General features: G+C 68.9%; 14 protein-coding genes. 13 read left to right on the top strand and 1 reads right to left on the bottom strand.

Annotation, left to right across the window (positions count from 1 at the left end):
- Window positions 1–100 precede the first annotated feature (100 nt).
- The 12 genes from CGU35_RS13220 (at window position 101) to CGU35_RS13165 (ending at window position 15,664) form a co-directional block, all read left to right on the top strand.
- Window positions 101–991, top strand: a complete 891-nt coding sequence (locus CGU35_RS13220) for a LysR family transcriptional regulator (RefSeq protein ID WP_100812183.1) — start codon at window positions 101–103, stop codon at window positions 989–991.
- Between the two features lie 248 nt (window positions 992–1,239).
- Window positions 1,240–3,294: a hydantoinase/oxoprolinase family protein gene (locus CGU35_RS13215; protein WP_232711308.1), complete on the top strand. Its 2,055-nt coding sequence runs from the start codon at window positions 1,240–1,242 to the stop codon at window positions 3,292–3,294.
- A 3-nt stretch (window positions 3,295–3,297) separates the two neighbouring features.
- On the top strand, window positions 3,298–5,016 hold the full coding sequence (locus tag CGU35_RS13210; protein WP_100812039.1) for a hydantoinase B/oxoprolinase family protein: 1,719 nt from the start codon (window positions 3,298–3,300) through the stop codon (window positions 5,014–5,016).
- 40 nt (window positions 5,017–5,056) lie between these two features.
- Window positions 5,057–6,064 carry a sugar ABC transporter substrate-binding protein gene (locus CGU35_RS13205; protein WP_100812038.1) on the top strand — a complete coding sequence of 336 codons (1,008 nt, stop codon included), beginning with the start codon at window positions 5,057–5,059 and terminating at the stop codon, window positions 6,062–6,064.
- A 78-nt stretch (window positions 6,065–6,142) separates the two neighbouring features.
- Complete coding sequence (locus tag CGU35_RS13200) at window positions 6,143–7,645, top strand: sugar ABC transporter ATP-binding protein (RefSeq protein WP_198519591.1); 1,503 nt, start codon at window positions 6,143–6,145, stop codon at window positions 7,643–7,645.
- Between the two features lie 9 nt (window positions 7,646–7,654).
- Entirely contained in the window at window positions 7,655–8,635 is a 981-nt protein-coding gene (locus CGU35_RS13195) for an ABC transporter permease (protein WP_100812037.1), read from the top strand.
- Window positions 8,636–8,692: 57 nt separating this feature from the next.
- Window positions 8,693–9,997: a hypothetical protein gene (locus CGU35_RS13190; RefSeq protein ID WP_100812036.1), complete on the top strand. Its 1,305-nt coding sequence runs from the start codon at window positions 8,693–8,695 to the stop codon at window positions 9,995–9,997.
- Entirely contained in the window at window positions 9,994–11,085 is a 1,092-nt protein-coding gene (locus CGU35_RS13185) for a DUF917 domain-containing protein (protein ID WP_100812035.1), read from the top strand. The genes CGU35_RS13190 and CGU35_RS13185 overlap by 4 nt, the downstream gene beginning before the upstream one ends.
- Window positions 11,082–12,563 carry a PucR family transcriptional regulator gene (locus CGU35_RS13180; protein ID WP_100812034.1) on the top strand — a complete coding sequence of 494 codons (1,482 nt, stop codon included), beginning with the start codon at window positions 11,082–11,084 and terminating at the stop codon, window positions 12,561–12,563. The genes CGU35_RS13185 and CGU35_RS13180 overlap by 4 nt, the downstream gene beginning before the upstream one ends.
- Window positions 12,564–12,588: 25 nt before the next feature.
- The gene (locus tag CGU35_RS13175) at window positions 12,589–13,056 is read left to right on the top strand and encodes a GAF domain-containing protein (protein ID WP_181003311.1); all 468 of its coding nucleotides are present in this window, start codon (window positions 12,589–12,591) and stop codon (window positions 13,054–13,056) included.
- Window positions 13,053–14,279, top strand: coding sequence for a metal-dependent hydrolase family protein (locus tag CGU35_RS13170; protein ID WP_100812033.1), 1,227 nt, complete (start codon window positions 13,053–13,055; stop codon window positions 14,277–14,279). Before CGU35_RS13175 ends, CGU35_RS13170 begins: the two co-directional genes overlap by 4 nt.
- Complete coding sequence (locus CGU35_RS13165) at window positions 14,276–15,664, top strand: leucyl aminopeptidase (RefSeq protein WP_100812032.1); 1,389 nt, start codon at window positions 14,276–14,278, stop codon at window positions 15,662–15,664. Before CGU35_RS13170 ends, CGU35_RS13165 begins: the two co-directional genes overlap by 4 nt.
- A gap of 35 nt (window positions 15,665–15,699) precedes the next feature.
- Here CGU35_RS13165 and CGU35_RS13160 read toward each other — a convergent pair whose 3' ends face one another.
- Complete coding sequence (locus CGU35_RS13160; protein ID WP_100812031.1) at window positions 15,700–16,077, bottom strand: RidA family protein; 378 nt, start codon at window positions 16,075–16,077, stop codon at window positions 15,700–15,702.
- A gap of 143 nt (window positions 16,078–16,220) precedes the next feature.
- On the opposite strand from CGU35_RS13160, the gene CGU35_RS13155 reads away from it, so the two are divergent.
- On the top strand, window positions 16,221–17,156 hold the full coding sequence (locus tag CGU35_RS13155) for an ornithine cyclodeaminase family protein (RefSeq protein WP_100812030.1): 936 nt from the start codon (window positions 16,221–16,223) through the stop codon (window positions 17,154–17,156).
- The last annotated feature ends 174 nt before the right edge of the window (window positions 17,157–17,330 follow it).

Raw genomic sequence — 17,330 nt, 5'->3', positions numbered from 1 at the left:
GGGCCCGTGTGCGGGACTTTCAGTGTGGTCCCGCCGTAGCATCATGAAAAGCGCATATTCGCGGGGTGTACTCTTCGATGAAATCGATGATTGGATGCCCGTGCTCGAACTTCGCCGCCTGCGCCTGCTGCACGAGCTCAGCCTCCGGGGCACGATCGCAGAGGTCGCCGGGGCGCTGGGCTACAGCTCTTCGACGGTCTCACAGCAGTTGGGTCAGCTCGAACGCGAGGCGGGAACGGCTCTGCTCGAGCCGGACGGCCGGCGAGTGCGCCTCACCCCCGCCGGAGTGCGGCTGGCCGGCCACGCCGCGCGCATGCTCGAGCTCGACGAAGCCGCACGCGCCGAGCTGCGGGACTCCGGGGGTGAAGCATCTCGGGTCCGCATCGCCGTGATGCCCACCGCCGCGCAGTCCCTCGTGCCCCCCGCGCTCGACCTGCTCGCCACCCGCGGTGCCCCCGTGCGCCTGGAGTATCGGGAGATGCCCCCCGAGGAAGCCCTGTTCGAACTCGCCGCCCGCACATTCGACCTGGTCGTCGCGGAGCAGTACCCCGGCCACACCCGCGAGCTGCGCGCGGGGGTGGACCGCACGGCGCTCGGTGCCGACCCGATCCGTCTCGCGTTGCCGAGGGACGATCCCGCTCGTCGGCTGGCCGACCTCGCGGACCGGGCATGGATCCTCGAGCCAGCGGGCACCGCCGTCCGCGACTGGGCCGTCCAGCAGTGTCGCGCCGCGGGCTTCGAACCCGACGTGCGGTACGAGGCGACGGACCTGACCGCCCACATCCGCCTCGTGGCCTCGGGTCACGCCGTCGCTATGCTGCCGGATCTCGTGTGGGCCGACGAGGCGGCGTCCGTGCGCCTGGTGGACCTGCCGGGCCCGCCCGAACGGGAGATCTTCGCGGCGACCCGATCCGCGTCGAGGCGGAGCCCCGCCATCGCGGCCGTTCGAGCGGCCCTGGCGGACGCGCTGAGGCTGCGTCGGGCCCGCTGACGACGATTTCGTCCGCGGACGATCCGGTTCACACAGGTCTTACAAGCCCGAAACACGCGCCGAGGTGCTGCCGAGATCGGCGTCAATTCGCGGATTCCGCCGAGGTCGTTTCACCTCGCCGTCTTCCGCACCGGCTCACACCGGGCAGAATGCCCTCTTGTGCGCCTCGGCACAAGGCGAACTGCACGGCTTTCGGTTTTGCGTCACTCATACGATTCACGCTAATCAGACCCAGCAGGAGGCATGCAGTGACCAGCTACAGGGTGTCGATGGACATCGGCGGAACCTTCACGGACATCGTGACATTCAATGAGTCGACGGGAGAGTTCCGAGCGACGAAGGCCTCGACGACCCCGGGACACCTCAGCACGGGCGTTCTCGGGGGGCTCGAGTCGATCATCGATGATCTGGCCGACATCGACTTCATCGTGCACGGGACGACTCAGGGACTGAACGCCTTCCTGGAACGGCGCGGGGTGCGGGTGCTCCTCCTCGCGACGGAGGGCGTGCAGGACGTCTACCACATCGCTCGGGGGCCCCGACTGCGCCTGTACGACGCGCAGTACCGCAAGCCCGAGCCCCTCGTCGAGCGCAAGGATGTGATCGGCATCGCCGGGCGCTTCCAGTACGACGGCAGCGAGCTGGTCCCTCTGGATGAGGACGCTGTGCGCGCCGCGGCGGCCCGGGCGAAGGCCGAGGGCTATGGCGCCGTCGCGGTGGGTTATCTCTTCAGCTACCGCAACCCGGCGCACGAGCTGCGCACCCGCGAGATCCTGCGCGAGGTGCTGGGCGAGGACTTCACCGTGTCGCTCTCGCACGAGGCTGCCAAGGAGTGGCGCGAGTACGAGCGCACCTCGTCAGCCGTGATCGAGGCGTACACGGGCCCGGTCGTGCGCAGCTATCTCGTCGATCTCGAGGAGAAGCTGACGGCGCGCGGAGTGGACGCACCGTTGCACATCATGCAGTCATCCGGGGGCGTACTCACGGCCAAGTCGGCGCGCGAGCGTCCCCTGCAGACCCTGTTGTCGGGGCCGGTCGGCGGCGCTATCGGTGGAGAAGCCCTGACGAAGATCGTCGGCAACGACAATCTCATCGGCGTCGATATGGGTGGTACGTCCTTCGATGTCTCCCTGGTCGTGAACGGCGTGCCGGATGTGTCGACTGAGGCGACCCTCGAGGGTCTGCCGATGCTCATGAGTATCGTGAACATCCACACGATCGGGGCCGGCGGCGGCTCTGTCGCGTGGGTCGAGGCGGGAGGCCTGCGGGTCGGGCCGCGTTCGGCGGGGGCGCAGCCGGGGCCGGCGTGCTACGGCCGCGGCGGCACCGAACCGACGGTCACCGACGCGAACTTCGTGCTCGGGCGCGTCGACGCCGAGAACTTCGCCGGCGGGCAGATGCGACTGGACCACGAGGCCGCGGTCAGCGCCCTCGAGTCCGTCGGAGCGAAGCTCGGGTTCGACGTGGTGCAGATGGCCGAGGGCATCTGCAATGTCGCCAACTCGCAGATGGCGCAGGCGATCCGGACGATCACCATCTCGCGCGGCATCGAGCCCCGCGATTTCTCCCTCGTCGCGTTCGGCGGCGCGGGTCCGATGCACGCCGTCTTCCTCGCCAAGGAGCTCGGCATCCGCGAGACGATCGTCCCGCGTTTCCCCGGTGCCTTCTCGGCCTGGGGCATGCTGCAGGGAGACATCCGGCGCGACTTCACCGAGCCGTACTACTTCCTCGACGAAGATATCGATGCGACCGACATGAGCCGGGTGCTCCGCGCCGTCGAGACCGAGGCGCTCGCCTCCCTCGAGAGCGAGGGGATCCCCGCCGCCGACCGGTACGCCGAGCACGCGGTGGATGTGCGCTACCTCGGTCAGGAGTACTTCCTGACCGTCCCGCTCGAAAACGCGGACGAACCGTTGCGGGACGACTTCCTCGAGGCCCTCGGCGCGCGCTTCGCAACCGCGTACGAGGCGCGGTACGGGCACTCCACGCTCGGCGCGCCGATCGAGATCGTGACGCTGCGCACCCGCGTGGTCGGCCGGCTGGAGTCGGCGAGCGCGTTCACGATCGCACCCGCCGAGAACGCTGAGTTCGACCACGAGATCCGCAAGGTCATCTTCGACGGACAGGAGCTCGACACCGTCGTCACGGAACGGGACGCACTCCGAGCGGGACACACGTTCTCCGGGCCCGCGATCGTCATCGAGGCGACGGCCACGACCGTCGTGCCGCCCGGCTTCTCCGTGGCCGTCGACGAGCACGGCTCGCTCATCATCACGAACCTCGAACTCGAAAGTGAGGCCTGAACCATGTCTTCGACCACCGTCGACACCACCGCCCTCGAGGGCGCGAGCGCTCCCGTCACCGTCGATCCCGTGACCGTCGAGATCCTGCGCAATGCGCTGACGAGCGCGGCGGAGGACATGAACGCCACGCTCATCCGGTCGGCGTACTCGATGATCATCTACGAGGGCGGCGACTGCGTCGTGGCGCTGCTCGACCAGAACCACCAGGTGCTGGGGCAGTCCGCCGGCCTGCCGCTGTTCCTCGGCAACATCGAGACCTGCTCGAAGGCCGTCGAGGAGAAGTACGGTCGCGACGTCTGGCGAGAGGACGACGTCTGGATCCTCAACGACGCGTACATCGGCGGGACCCACCTCAACGACGTGACGATCTTCGCACCGGTCTTCGTCGACGGTGTCCTGGTCGGATTCTCGGCGACGCGTGCCCACTGGATGGACATGGGCGGCAAGGACGTCGGGGCGTCCATGGATTCGACCGATATCTTCCAGGAGGGCTTCCGGATGGGTCCGGTCAAGCTCATCTCCCAGGGCGTCGAAACCGACGTCGTCGAACTGATCCAGACGAACACCCGCTTCCCGTACCAGACGGTCGGCGACATGCACGCGATGGTCGCCGCCCTGCGCATGGGATCGATCCGCATGCAGGAGCTCGTGCGCAAGTACGGCCTCGACGTCATCGAGGCGGCGCGCGACGAGATCTTCCGCCAGACCGAGGAGCTCGAACTCGAGCGCGTGCGCGAGATCCCGGACGGCGTGTACTCCGCTGAGGGCTTCCTCGACAACGACGGCATCAACCTCGACGTGCCGATCCCGATCAAGCTGACCGTGACGGTGTCGGGCAACCAGATCGAGTTCGACGTCACGGAGTCGGCCGACCAGACCCAGGGCCCCGTCAACTGCGGTGTCGCGCAGGCGATCTCGGCTCTGCGCGTCGGCTACAAGATCCTGGTGAGCCCCGAGACCAACTCCAATGGGGGGTCGTTCCGTCCATTGACGGTCAAGGTCCGCGAGGGGTCGGTCCTGGGCGCCGTCGCGCCGGCCGCATGCCAGTGGTACTTCTCGCACCTGGGCATGCTCATCGATATGGTGTCGCGCGCCCTGGCGCCGGCACTGCCCGACCGCGTCGCCGCCGCCAGCCACGGCGACTCGATGATCATCACGAGCGCCGGGTTCGATCCCCGGGTCGGCCGCAACTGGGTCTCGATGGAGGCCACGCTCGGCGGGTGGGGCGCGTGGAACGGCGAGGACGGCGAATCAGCACTGATCAACAACGTCAACGGGTCGCTCCAGGACTTCCCGATCGAGATGGTCGAGACCAAGTGGCCGTTCCGCATCCGTGAATACTCCATCCGCGCGGACTCCGGAGGAGCCGGCCGGTGGCGTGGCGGCAACGGGGTCGTCCGCGAGTACGAGTTCCTCGCGGACGGCGTCTTCGGCCTGTGGTTCGAGCGGTCGCAGACCCCCGCCTGGGGACTCTTCGACGGGAACGGCGCCGTGGGACCGGAGGTCGTCATCAATCCTGGCACCCCGGATGAGTTCCGCACCCTGAAGATCAACGCCCAACCCGCGTCGAAGGGCACCATCATCCGCCTCGCCGTCGGCGGCGGCGGCGGCTACGGCGCTCCCGCCGAGCGCGATCACGAGGCCGTCCGATACGACGTGGAGAACGGCTACGTATCGGCGGAGCGGGCGCGCGCGGACTACGGATACGTCCACCCCGAATGAGATCACAGTTCCACCCACACGAGAGGAAGCGGTACCTGCAATGAAGAGAAAGCACTTCGCAGTCCCCGGCCTGGCCCTAGCCACGGTCGCACTCCTGGCCGGTTGCGCCACGGGAGGAACAGAGCCCGGCTCGGGTTCCAGCGGCGGTGACGACCAGCTGAGCATCGGGTTCTTCGGGTTCGCCGCGGCGAACTCGTTCGCGCAAGGTGTGTACGACGGGGTCGAGGCCGCGGCGGAAGAGATGGGCGCCACATCCGAGTTCGTCGATTCCAACTTCGACGGGCAGCTCCAGGCGCAGCAGGTGACGGATGCCGTCACGTCGGGCCAGTACGACATCATCATCATCCAGGCCAACGACAATCTCGTCGTGCAGAAGCCGCTCGAAGACGCGGTCGCCGCCGGCATCACCGTGGTCGTCGAGTTCACGGCCGTCGGTCCCGACTTCGAGACCGTCGAGCCGCAGGTGGAGGGTGCGATCTCGATCGTGGACCCCGCCGTCGTCAACGGCGAGAAGCTCGGCGAGATGGGCCTGCTGGCCTGCGAAGAGGCGGGGGCGGACCCGTGCCAGGTCGCCTACATGGAGGGCTTCCGGGCGCTCCCGCTCGACAATGCTCGTACCCAAGCCGTGGTCGACACCCTCGAAGCCGGGGGAGCGGAGGTCGTCGCACAGGTCGAGGGCGGATACACTGCTCACGCCGGTCAGGCAGCCTTCCAGGACATCATCACCGCCAACCCGGACGTGAACGTCGTGATCGGCTCCTCGCAGGCCATCGGCGGGGCGCGTCTCGCCGCCGGGGCCGACAGCTCGGTCATGTTCGTCGGCAACGGCTCGTCTCGTCAGGCGGTCGAGGCAGTGCGCAGCGGTGAGTGGTTCGCGACGTACACGCTCGATCTCTACCTCAACGGCTACACGGCGGCGGAGCTCGGCATCAAGAAGCACCAGGGCGAGGACGTCGAGGTGGCCATCAACGAGGCCGACCTGACGCCGAGCAAGGGGATCGGCACCGCCGCGAACCTCGAGGGCTTCGAGGCGACGTACGACGACTGATCGCCCACCCGGGTGGGCCGCGGACACGCGACCCGCCCGGGGTCCGATCGCGAGATCGACAATCACGAAGGGAAGACGGTGGCAAAGCCGACCACGCTCACCAGCACACCGCTGATCGGTCTCGAGTCGGTCGGGAAGTCGTACAACGGCATCTCGGTCCTTCGCGACATCTCGTTCGAGATCGCACCCGGCGAGATCCATGGCCTGCTCGGCGAAAACGGGGCCGGCAAGTCGACTCTGCTGAAGATCCTCGGCGGGGCGATTCCCGCGGACGCGGGCCGCGTCCTGTTCGACGGGATCCCGACCCGCTTGTCGAGTCCGCGAGACTCGATCGCGCACGGGGTGTCGCTCATCTCGCAGGAGCTCGCCCTGGTCCCGCACCGGACGGTGCTCGAGAACGTCTTCCTCGGCGGATGGGCGAACGCGGGAGGGGTCGCGACTCCCGCGGTCGACCGCCGGCGTTTCGACGAGCTTTCCGCCGAGATCGGATTCGATCTCGACCCGCACGCCCAGGTCGCCTCGCTCCCCCTCGGCAAGGCGCAGCAGGTCGAGATCCTGAAGGCGCTCGCCCGCGGTTCGCGGGTGCTGTGCCTCGACGAACCGACGGCCGCGCTCGCCGAGGCGGAGACCGAGCAATTGCTAGCGGTGCTGCGCACCCTCGCCGCCCGCGGCACGACGATCGTCATCGTCTCGCACTTCCTCGAAGAGGTGCTCGGCATCGCGGATCGCGTCACGGTGCTCCGTGACGGGGCGCAGATCGCCACCGAGGACGCGTCGGGACAGACGGCCGACTCCCTCGTGCGCCTCATGGTCGGTCGCGAGATCGCCGCCCTGTCGCGCACGCCGGGCCCTCTGCCGGGATCCGCCGCCGTCGTGCTCCGCGCCGAGGGCATGACGAACGACCGCATCCGCGACGTCAGCCTGTCCGTGCGCGAGGGCGAGATCCTCGGATTGGCGGGCCTCGTCGGCAGCGGCCGGTCGGAGACGCTGAGGGCCATTTTCGGCGCCGACCGTCTGACGTCGGGCCGCGTGTCCGTCTCGGGTGCGCCTGTGCGGCGGGCGACGATCCGCCGCATGATCGATCGCGGCCTCGCGCTGGTGCCCGAGTCCCGAAAGGACGAAGGCCTGGTCCTCGGCCGCGACGCGACTGAGAACATCGCGCTCCCGTCGCTGGGCAGACGCCAGGTCGCAGGCGTCCTCCGCAGACGTTCCGAGCACGCGGCGGTGGACCGTGTCGTCACCATGGTCGACGTGCGGGGGAGCGTCCGGCATGTGCCCCTGGCCGCGCTGTCGGGGGGCAACCAGCAGAAGGCCCTGTTCGGCAAGTGGCTCATCACGCCGCCGAAGATCTTTCTCATCGACGAACCCACCCGGGGCGTCGATATCGGCGCAAAGGTCAACATCCACAACCTGATCCTCGACCTCGCCGCCGCCGGAACGGCCGTGATCGTCGTGAGCTCCGAGCTCGAGGAGGTGATGGCCCTCTCTCACCGCATCCTCGTCATGCGTCTCGGGAGGGTCGTCGCAGAATTCCCGAGCCCCGCCGACCGCGAGGACATCATGTCCGCCGCCTTCCTCTAGGAGACCTCCGTGACAACAGACATCGCCACCCGTCCGCGCCGCCGGGGCTTCGACTTCAAGGACTTCGGCATTCTCGGGGGACTCCTTGCGATCATCGTCTACCTGAGTCTTTCGACCACGACGTTCCTCAGCGGTCAGAACATCGTCAACCTGCTCGACCAGGCGGTCGTCATCGGTTTGCTGGCGGTCGGCGCGACGCTCTGCATCGTCTCGGGCGTGTTCGATCTCTCGTCGTCGGCGACCCTCGCCGTCTCGGCGATCGCCGGGGTCTTCCTCACGACGCAATTCGGCGTACCGATGGGATTCGTCCTGGCCCTCGGCGTCGGCGCGATCCTCGGCACGATCACGGGCACGATGATCGTGCTGACACGCGTCAACTCCTTCATCGGATCGCTCGCCATCAGCATCATCTACCGAGGGCTCGCCATCGTGCTGACCGGGGGGGCGATCCTGTCGGTTCCGAGCGACCAGCTCGAGGCATTCCGATTCTGGGCTCTCCCCGCCATAGGCGGTTTCTCCGGCGGCACGATACTGTTCGCCGTAGCGGCGCTGGTCCTCGGGTTCGTCCTCTGGGGAACGACGTTCGGTCGGCGTGTCTACGCGGTCGGCGGCAACGAAGAGGCCGCACGCCTGAGCGGCGTCCGCACCCCCCTCATCCACATCTCCGTGTTCGCGATCAACGGCATCTGCGCGGCCGCAGCGGGAATGGTGCTCGCGTCGCGCGCGGGTTCGGCTCAACCGTCGATGGGTACCGGGATGGAGCTCACCGCCATCGCCGCCGTCGTGATCGGCGGCACGAGCATCCTCGGCGGGGCCGGAGCCGTGTGGCGCACCGTCGTCGGAGTCATCATCCTGACCGTCATCGGGAACGGATTCAATCTGTTGCGCTGGGACACGACGTACCAGCAGGTCGTGACGGGCGTCCTCATCCTCGTGGCCGTCGCCGCGGACGCGTGGCTCTCGCGCAGATCCAGACGCTCGCGAGGGTGACGAGCGGGCCAGGATAGAGACACAACCTCAACGGCTCCCGGGCCGCGGAAGGATCTTATGCGAATCGGCGTGCGCGTCACGCGGCGCGAGATATCGGCCGTCGCCGTCCATGAGGACGGGCGGCTGACGCGCGCGCGGAGATCGTCACAGGGCGATCCGACGCGGCCTGTCGCCGAGATCCTCAGGCGCCTGTGCGGCGACGCCGGTGATGCGGTCTCGGCCGTTGTCTTCGACGTGAGCCAGGCGCTCGTCCGGGACGCCGACACCAAGGTCGTCTCGGTGCTCATCGAGCCGCGCAAGCCGCGCGAGCCACGGCGTCATCTGTGGCCCGCCGAACGAATCCCGGTCGATGTCGCGCACATCGGCGGGGGCCACAACGCCCTCGGTCACGAACTCGTGCCGCTGGACGAGGAGGCTTTGCGTGGTCTCGCCGGGCACATCGAGCCGGGGTCGCACCTCGTGGTCTCCGCCGCGGGCTCTCCGGTCAACCCGGAGCACGAACGTCGAGCGGCCGAGGTCCTTCGCTCGACCGTGTCGGTCGGCAGCGTCACGGAGTCGAGCGCGTTCTACAGCGACTCGCTCCTGGTGCGTGAGTTCACCGCCATCCTGAACGCCGTCATGCTCGCCAGCGCCGAACGTCTCGCGGCGTCTCTCGCGGACGCCGTCGCGCTTGGCGCCGGCGAGGGTGTCCGGGCGTTCGTGGCAACGAACGAGGGCGGATGTACCCCCCTGTCGCGGCTGCCGATCACGCCCGTCCATTCGATGCGCGCGGATGTCGCCGGCGAGATGCTCGGGGGTGCCGCCGTCGCGGGCCGCACCGACGGACGGATCATCGTCGCCCGGCCGGGCGCCGTGCGGATCGGGGAGTTCGTGGACGGTCTTCCGTCCGTCGTCAGCCGGACGTCCCTCCCCGGCGGAATGTCGCTCGCCTCGAGCTTCGCGCATGTCGTCCCGCTTACGGACCTGCTCCTCTCGGGGTCGGTGGAGCCGCCCGTGACGGTACTCGCCGAGGGCGCGGAACAGGACCTGGCCGTCTTCGGCCTGGCTCCCCTGATCGTCACCGATGAGGATCTGGTCGCGGTGGGCGCCGCGGTTGCGCCGGCCTCCTATTGGCACAATCGCGTCGCCCGGGTGCTGGGTGCGGAGGACATCGAACGGGCGCTCGCCGACGGCGAGGCGATCGCCCGCGCGAACCTCGTGGCGTGGGGGGCGCACCCCGCGCGCGTCCGTGTCACGGAATCCCGGGTGTTGGCGACGACATACGGCGAAGCCCAGATGATCCGCGTGCGCGTGCGCGGGGTTGCCGATACTCAGGGCTCCGGCATCCCCGCCGAGCGCGTCCTCGAGGGCGGGCGCGCATGACCCCTCGACGACTCACCGCGGTCGACGTCCGACACCTCTGCACGGGCGCGATGTTCGTGGCCTGCACGATCGATCACGAGAGCGCCAAGCAGTATCGAGATACGACGCTGTCGCTCATCGAACGCAGCGGCGAGGGACCCGTTCTGGTGTCGGCGGACGGCCTCGATCCCGGGGACATGACGACATCCATCGGATTCGTGAACCGAGGCCTGATGTTCTCGGAGATGATCCCCGTCGGTGACGAGTTCGAGACGGCGCTGAAGCTGCTGCAGGAACGGCTGGGTGTGCCGCTGCGCGGGATCTTCCCGCTCGCGGCGGCCAGCGTGAACGCCATGGTCCCGGTGAATGTGGCCGTGCAGACCGGGCTCCCCCTGGTCGACGCCGATCCCATGGGGCGCGTCTTCCCGCTGGTCAGCCAGACGACCCTCGCGCTAGCCGGCCTGAGCGCCGGGCCCATCGCGCTGACCGGCCCCACCGGTGAGACCGCGGTGGTCGATGTCGTCGCCCCGGCTCGAGCCGAACGGATCGTCCGCGCGCTCGCGTCCGAACTCGGCGGGTGGGCGGCGACCGCCTCCTACCCGGTGACCGCGACCCAGCTGCAGGCGCACGGGGTGATCGGCAGCATCAGCCGGCTCATCGAGATCGGCGAGATCCTCGATTCCGCACTGCACACGCAGGCCAAGTACGCACAACTCACGACGCTGCTCGGGATGCGAAAGGTCATCCGAGCCCGCGTCACCGATGTGGAGGGACTCTCGCGCCCATCCGTTCCCGGCCTGCCCGACCGGCCCTCCAGTGCGACCCTGGTCGACGAAGCCCAAGGGCGCATCGTGCGGCTCGAGATCCAGAACGAGATCCTCATGATGCTCGTCGACGGCGCCATCCAGGCCGTCGTACCGGACGTGATCACGATGGTGCGGCCCGAAGATGCCAGTGTCGCCAGCCTCGACGATCTCTGGGTCGGTAACAAGCTCGATCTCATCAGCTTCCCCGCCGCGGCCCAGTGGTACTCGCCCGAGGGTCGCGCGCTTGTCGAACCCATGGCGATGCACGTCGTGGGTCCCGCCCGGGCAGGACGGGTCCGATGAGCGCTATGCGACGCGGCGTGAGCCTGCGCGATCTTCTGTTGGCTCACGACAGCGTGGGGCTTACCGCTCACCATGTCCCGTCCTCTGCGCAGTCGGTGCGCGACATCGCCCTCGTCACGCACGTCGACCAGATCCTGGAGGTCGGTCCCGACAGCATCGTGCTGCTCGGCGAAGAACTGGCCCTGGGTGGCTGGGTGGTCTCCGTTGCTCTGCGCTATGCGTGGGAACGTCGTGCCGTGGCGCTGGTCGTGTCCGAGCAGTCCTTCTCGGAGTCGGTCATCGAGCTGGCTCGCAGATTCGGCGTCGCGCTCTTCACGACGGCGGTGGGTATCGACCGGACGGCTCTCACGCTGGCGCGCGAACTCGGAGCGCTCGAGGCGGGGATACTGTCCCGCCTCGACGCGCTTCACAGTCGTGTCTCCCGTGCCACGACGATCCCGGAGGTACTGAGGGAGATCTCGCAGGAGATCGGCGACGCGCACGTTCAGGTCCTCGTGGAAGGAATCGAGCTCGTCTCGCACGGCGAGCGGCCGCCTGAACCGGTGACGATCAGGTTGGTGCTGACAGGCGGCAGGCGGGGTCCGGAGCTGGTTGCGGCCGTCCCGCTTCCCCAGCAGGTGTTCGCCGAGCAGGCGCTCGCACGAGCCGGCATGACCCTGCGAGCGCTTCTGCTCGCGCAGGAACTCGACGACCTCGTCGACGCCGCGCCATTACTGTCGTTCGCCGCCCTCACCGGCCTGCACGAGGGCAGCGCCGTCGACGACGCTCGCCCGGACCAATCGACGCTTCGACGGTGGCCCGCGGGCACGCCGCTCGCGGCCGTCGTCCTCAGGGTGGTCGAGGGCGACATCGATCATCGGGCGGATCGCATCGCCCCTGTCGTGAACAGTCGTTGGCGCGAGGCGTTCCCTCGTGTGCCGCTCGCGCGGATGCATGCCGGGTGGTTCGCGTTGGTGCCGCTCGCACACCCGTCCGCCGAGGTCGACGGCGCGCTTCAGCAGCTCGCGGACTCGGGTCTCGGGCCCCTCGGCACGGCCGTCGGCGTCGCGCTTGACCCGGATGGCACGGAGCAAGTTTCGAACCTGCTCCGCCGAGCGGGACTGGCAGCGCGCCTCGCCGAACCGGGCGGCCCGATCATCGACTTCCGGCGCTTCGGTCTGCCCCTCGTGCGACGACTTCTTCCCGCCGAGGAAGCGATCGACCTGACACGGACCGCCTACCCCCGGCTGCTGGCGGACCCGAACGCCGCCGACATCATCGCCACGGTCGTCGCGTACCTGGACTCTGCGGGCTCCGTCACCGCCGCGGCGGAGCAGCTCGGTGTCCACCGCAACACTCTTCAGTTGCGCCTGCGGCGCGCGGCCGCTCTCGGGATCCACCTGGACCGCCCGGCGGAGTTGCTGTCAACGCACCTGCTGCTCGCAGCCCTCGACCTCACATCCCTCCCGCAGCCACCGTCCCCGTCCGTCGACCGCTGACCGCCCACGAACCGGAGCTTCACACATGTCCTCACTGTCCCTCTCCCAGACCGCCGAGTCCGCCGCCCGGCGACTCGGCAGCATCCTCGTCACGGTCACCGTGCTCACGCCGGACGGTGCCGAGATCTCGCGGGTGTACTCGACGCACCCCGAGGTGTACGCCGTGGGAGGCCGGAAGAGGCTGGACCCGACGCAGACGTCGCCGATCTGGCTCGATCAGGTCGTCGCGGGCCAGCGGCCGTTCCTCGGCGCGGACCGTGAGGCGGTGCGGGAGTTCTTCTTCGACTGGGCGACGATCGAGTCGCTCGGTTGCGGCGCGATCGTGAACACGCCCGTCGTGCACGCGGGCGAGACGATCGGCTCGATCAACTTCCTCGGACCCGAGGGAAGCCTCGATGACGAGTCGGTCGCCGTCGCGGTGGAACTCACGGCGGCGGCGACCGACGCCGTCGCCGCTGCTCGTGCCGAGATCTTTCCGGAGGTGTCCCGATGACGCACTTCCGCACCCGTGGCGGTTCCCTGCGCATCCGCAACGGCCTGCTGTTCGATGGATCGTCCGCAGCGCTGGTTGAGCGTGACCTCGTCATCCGCGATGGTGTCATGCTCGACGCCGACGATTCGGCGCTCGACGGTATCGCCGAGATCGACGCTCGCGGCGGGGTCGTCACCCCCGGTTTCATCGACGCCCACCTGCACGCGTACGCAGTGTCGCTCAACCTCCTGCACAACGAGACCCGTCACCTCAGCTATGTCGCCCTGCTCGCGCGCAAGCGCTTGGGCGCGGCTCTGCGACGCGGATTCACGACCGTTCGGGACGTCGCAGGCGGTGACGCAGGACTGCACACCGCGATCGAGCAGGGCCTGTTCACCTCGCCGCGCTACTTCTACTCCGGCGCGGCCCTGAGTCAGACCGGCGGGCACGGCGACCCGACCTCGCCCGACGACACGCTCTGCTTCCACGGCGGCCCGGGCCTCGAGATCGTCGACGGGGTGGACGCGTTGCGGATCGCCGTGCGGAGCCGCCTGCACGGGGGAGCGCACGCCATCAAGATCATGGCGTCGGGCGGTGTGACCTCACCGACCGATCCGCTGAAGATCCCGCAGTACTCACTGGCAGAGATCCGCGTCGTGTCCGAGGAGGCGGCCCGGCGCGGAAGCTACGTGGCGGCGCACGCTTACTCATCGGAAGCCATCCAGCACGCCCTGCGCGGCGGGGTCCGCTCGATCGAGCACGGGAACCTGCTCGACGAGGAGACGGCGCGCGCGATGGCGGATGCCGGTGCGTACCTCGTACCCACCCTGGTCACATACGACGCGATGTCCCGCCACGGCGGCGAGCTGGGCATGACCTCCATCGGGCTCGCCAAGAATGCCGAGGTGCTCGACCTTGGCAAGACCGCCATCGAGCGCGCGTCCGGCGCGGGCGTGCCCGTGGGCTTCGGATCCGACCTGATGGGAGGGCTCGAGAGCGAGCAACTGCACGGCCTCCGGCTGCAGAGCGAGGTCTCGGGCGTGCTCGAGCTGTTGCGGAGCGTCACGTCGGTGAATGCGGCGCTGCTGAGGAACGACCGCATCGGCAGGATCGGACCGGGCGCTTTCGGTGACGTGCTGATCTTCGACGGCAATCCCCTCGACGACCCCGCGATGCTCTGGAGCGACCGGCGTCCGAGGGTCGTGCTGGACGGGGTGCCGGTCGAACCTGGATTCGGGCCATGAGCACGGTCGTCGTCAGAGCGGTCTACGAGGACGACATCGACACCGACGTCTTCGACGCGCGCCGCGTGGACGGCTTCACCGGGCGCATCGGCCAGACGCGGATCGAGCAGTCGGGCGACCACATCGTCGGAGTCACCGGCGTCGGCGCTCGGGACGCGTCGTCGCCCGAGCGGTTGGCGCGCGCGGCCGCGGCCATCGCACGCCGGGTGTCCGCGGCGTTCGCGGTGTCCGAGGCATCCGACCCGATCACGCTCGAGGTCGACATCGACTCGTTCGCCGCGTCCCCCGACGACGAGGCGGTCGTCGCGATCGCCCGCGGAATCGCCTGGGGCGGCTACCGCTTCCGCATGACCGGCGAGACGACCTTCACATCGCGGTCGCTGCCCGCACGCGCGGGCGCATCCTCTCCGGATGCCTGGGAGCGAGGCGCGCGAATCGCCGCGGCCGTGCAGCACGCACGTGATCTCGTCAATCTGCCGCCCTCCGCGCTCACGCCCGCGGAACTCGCCCGCCGGGCGCGCGAGCTGCTGGAGCCCCTGGGCGTTCATGTCGTCATCCGGGATGCGGCGGAACTGGAGGACGGAGGATACGGTGGCATCATCGCCATCGGGAAGGGATCCGCCCACCCGCCGCTGTTGCTGGAACTCGCCCTCGGTGAGGGGCCGCCCGAATACGCTTTCGTCGCGAAGGGCGTGACCTTCGACTCGGGCGGGATGTCCCTGAAATCCCCCGAAGCGCTCATGGACATGAAGTCCGACATGGCCGGCGCGGCGGCGGTCATCGCCGCATTCTCGCTGCTGCCGTCGCTTGCACCGGGTCGCTCCTTCTCGGCCGTCATCCCGATCGTCGAGAACATGCCCGGTGCGCACGCGGTCCGGCCGGGTGACGTCGTTCGCGTCCGGAACGGCGCGACTCTCGAGATCCTGGACACGGACTTCGAGGGTCGGGTCATCCTCGTCGATGCGTTCGCACGGGCCGTCGAGATGGGGCCGCGCACGATCGTGGACCTCGCGGCCCTCACCTACGCTGCACGGAACGCGCTCGGGGATGACTTCGCGGCGCTCGTCGCGACGGACGACGCCCTCGCGTCGCGCCTGCTCGCAGCGGGGGAGCGGACCGGGGATCGCGTGTGGCGGATGCCTCTCCAGGCCGACGTGAACGCACAGATCACATCAGATATCGCCGACTACAAGAACTTCCCCGGTGTACCTCGAGCGCGCGTCTCCACGGCTGCCCTCTTGCTGAGTCGATTCGTTGCGGAGGTCCCGTGGGCGCACGTCGACATGGCGGGACCGGCCTTTCGGCACACGGCTGACGCTTTGGGCGCCGCGGGCGGCACCGGCTACGGAGTCGCCCTCATCGCCGACCTCATCCGGCCGTCATGACCGGCAGGACTGCGGCGGGCTATGCCGCGCACATCTCAATCCACCACGACAGCCGTGGCCACGAACTCGACCCGATACCCCGGCGCGAGAGCAGAGCCATGGGTATAACGGGCGGGCCGGGGGGCACTCATCCGCTTCCGGTAGACCTCGTTCATCGCCGCGAAGTCGGACATATCGGCGAGGATGACCTCGATCCGCATCACGTGCGCGAGATCGCTCCCCGCCGCGGCGAGTACGGATTCCAGGTTGTCGAGGGCGAGTTCGACCTCGTCCGGGAACGACTCGGGTACGGTCCCGTTGGTTCTCTCGCCCACCTGCCCGGAGGTGAAGACCCAACCGCCGGCACGCATGGCCGGGCTGAAGGAACCCTCCTCAAGCGATTCGTGGTCGGGTGCGATGATGTCGATATCCATGTCATGAGCCCCTGTGTCCGTGCGGCGCTCGGTTGCCGCGCGCCGAGGCTAACAGTGGGGTCGCGCCGCACCCCGGGCATCCTGCACAGTGATCGCGCGGAGATTTCGCGTCAACGCACCATGGCGACCACGGGGGAGGGCGAATGACCGGTTCCGACGTGATCACGCTCGACGCCGCCGCCGTGTTCGCGCTCGTCCCGTGGCATGACGCGGTGAGTGCCCTGCGATCGGCGCTGCGGCGCGGCCTGGATCCGGCCGGACAGCCCGCCCGGACTGCCGTTCCCACTGAGCACGGGGAGCTTCTCCTGATGCCGGCGGAGCACGGCGGGATGGCGGGGGTCAAAGTCCTGTCGGTCGCTCCGGGGAACGACGCGCTTGGCCGTCCCCGCATCCAGGCGACGTACATCCTCATGGACTCCGAGACGCTCACCCCCCGGGCGCTGCTGGACGGCGCGGCGTTGACGTCGATCCGGACGCCGGCTTTGTCCGCCGTGGCTGTGGATGCGCTCGCCGCGCCCGCGGGACATCGAGTCGTCGTCTTCGGCGCGGGACCGCAGGCCGAGGGGCATGTGCACGCGTTGCTTGCCGTACGTCCTCTTGACGACATCAGGATCGTCTCGCGTTCGCACGAGAGCTCGGCGGCCCTCGTCGCCCGGCTCGGGGCGCACGGTATCCATGCCACGGTCGGGGTCGTCGGCGACGTGCCCCGGGCCGACATCATCGTGGCCGCGACGAGCGCGGCACGCCCGCTATTCGACGGGGCGTCGGTCCGCGACGACGCGATGATCGTCGCGGTGGGGTCTCACCACCCCGATCGCCGGGAGCTGGACGCGGTCTTGATGGGGCGCGCGCTGGTCGTCGTCGAGGATGTCCCTACCGCGCTGCGCGAGGCAGGCGATGTCGTCATGGCGATCGCAGATGGTGCCTTGAGTGCAGACGCGCTGGTTCCGCTGCGGGATTTGGTGACGTCGGGTGGCTCGGGACCTGCTTTTCGGCGCTCAGGAGTGCCGGTCTTCAAGTCGGTCGGGCAAGGGTGGCAGGACCTCGTGATTGCTCACTCCGCCTACCTCGCATACTGACGGAGTTCCCGTCTCAGCTCGTGCGGTACTGCGATGCGAGTGTCAGGAATACGCTCGCCGTCCAGGAGTAGGCACGGTCGCGCAGCCCTCGTCCTGAAAGTGCATCGAAGTTAGCCGGGGCGCTGCATCCTCCGTCGAGTTCGTGCCCCAGGCGCGTGTGAGGTGAGACTCGGA

It is taken from the genome of Microbacterium sp. BR1 (assembly GCF_002812725.1).
Taxonomy (GTDB): domain Bacteria; phylum Actinomycetota; class Actinomycetes; order Actinomycetales; family Microbacteriaceae; genus Microbacterium.
This window is presented reverse-complemented; position numbering and strand designations above follow the sequence as displayed.

Coding starts and splice junctions, on each gene's coding strand:
- CGU35_RS13190 (WP_100812036.1), top strand. CDS start 8,693: ATGCGAATCGGCGTGCGCGTCACGCGGCGCGAGATATCGGCCGTCGCC.
- CGU35_RS13175 (WP_181003311.1), top strand. CDS start 12,589: ATGTCCTCACTGTCCCTCTCCCAGACCGCCGAGTCCGCCGCCCGGCGA.
- CGU35_RS13160 (WP_100812031.1), bottom strand. CDS start 16,077: ATGGATATCGACATCATCGCACCCGACCACGAATCGCTTGAGGAGGGT.
- CGU35_RS13155 (WP_100812030.1), top strand. CDS start 16,221: ATGACCGGTTCCGACGTGATCACGCTCGACGCCGCCGCCGTGTTCGCG.
- CGU35_RS13185 (WP_100812035.1), top strand. CDS start 9,994: ATGACCCCTCGACGACTCACCGCGGTCGACGTCCGACACCTCTGCACG.
- CGU35_RS13210 (WP_100812039.1), top strand. CDS start 3,298: ATGTCTTCGACCACCGTCGACACCACCGCCCTCGAGGGCGCGAGCGCT.
- CGU35_RS13180 (WP_100812034.1), top strand. CDS start 11,082: ATGAGCGCTATGCGACGCGGCGTGAGCCTGCGCGATCTTCTGTTGGCT.
- CGU35_RS13170 (WP_100812033.1), top strand. CDS start 13,053: ATGACGCACTTCCGCACCCGTGGCGGTTCCCTGCGCATCCGCAACGGC.
- CGU35_RS13205 (WP_100812038.1), top strand. CDS start 5,057: ATGAAGAGAAAGCACTTCGCAGTCCCCGGCCTGGCCCTAGCCACGGTC.
- CGU35_RS13165 (WP_100812032.1), top strand. CDS start 14,276: ATGAGCACGGTCGTCGTCAGAGCGGTCTACGAGGACGACATCGACACC.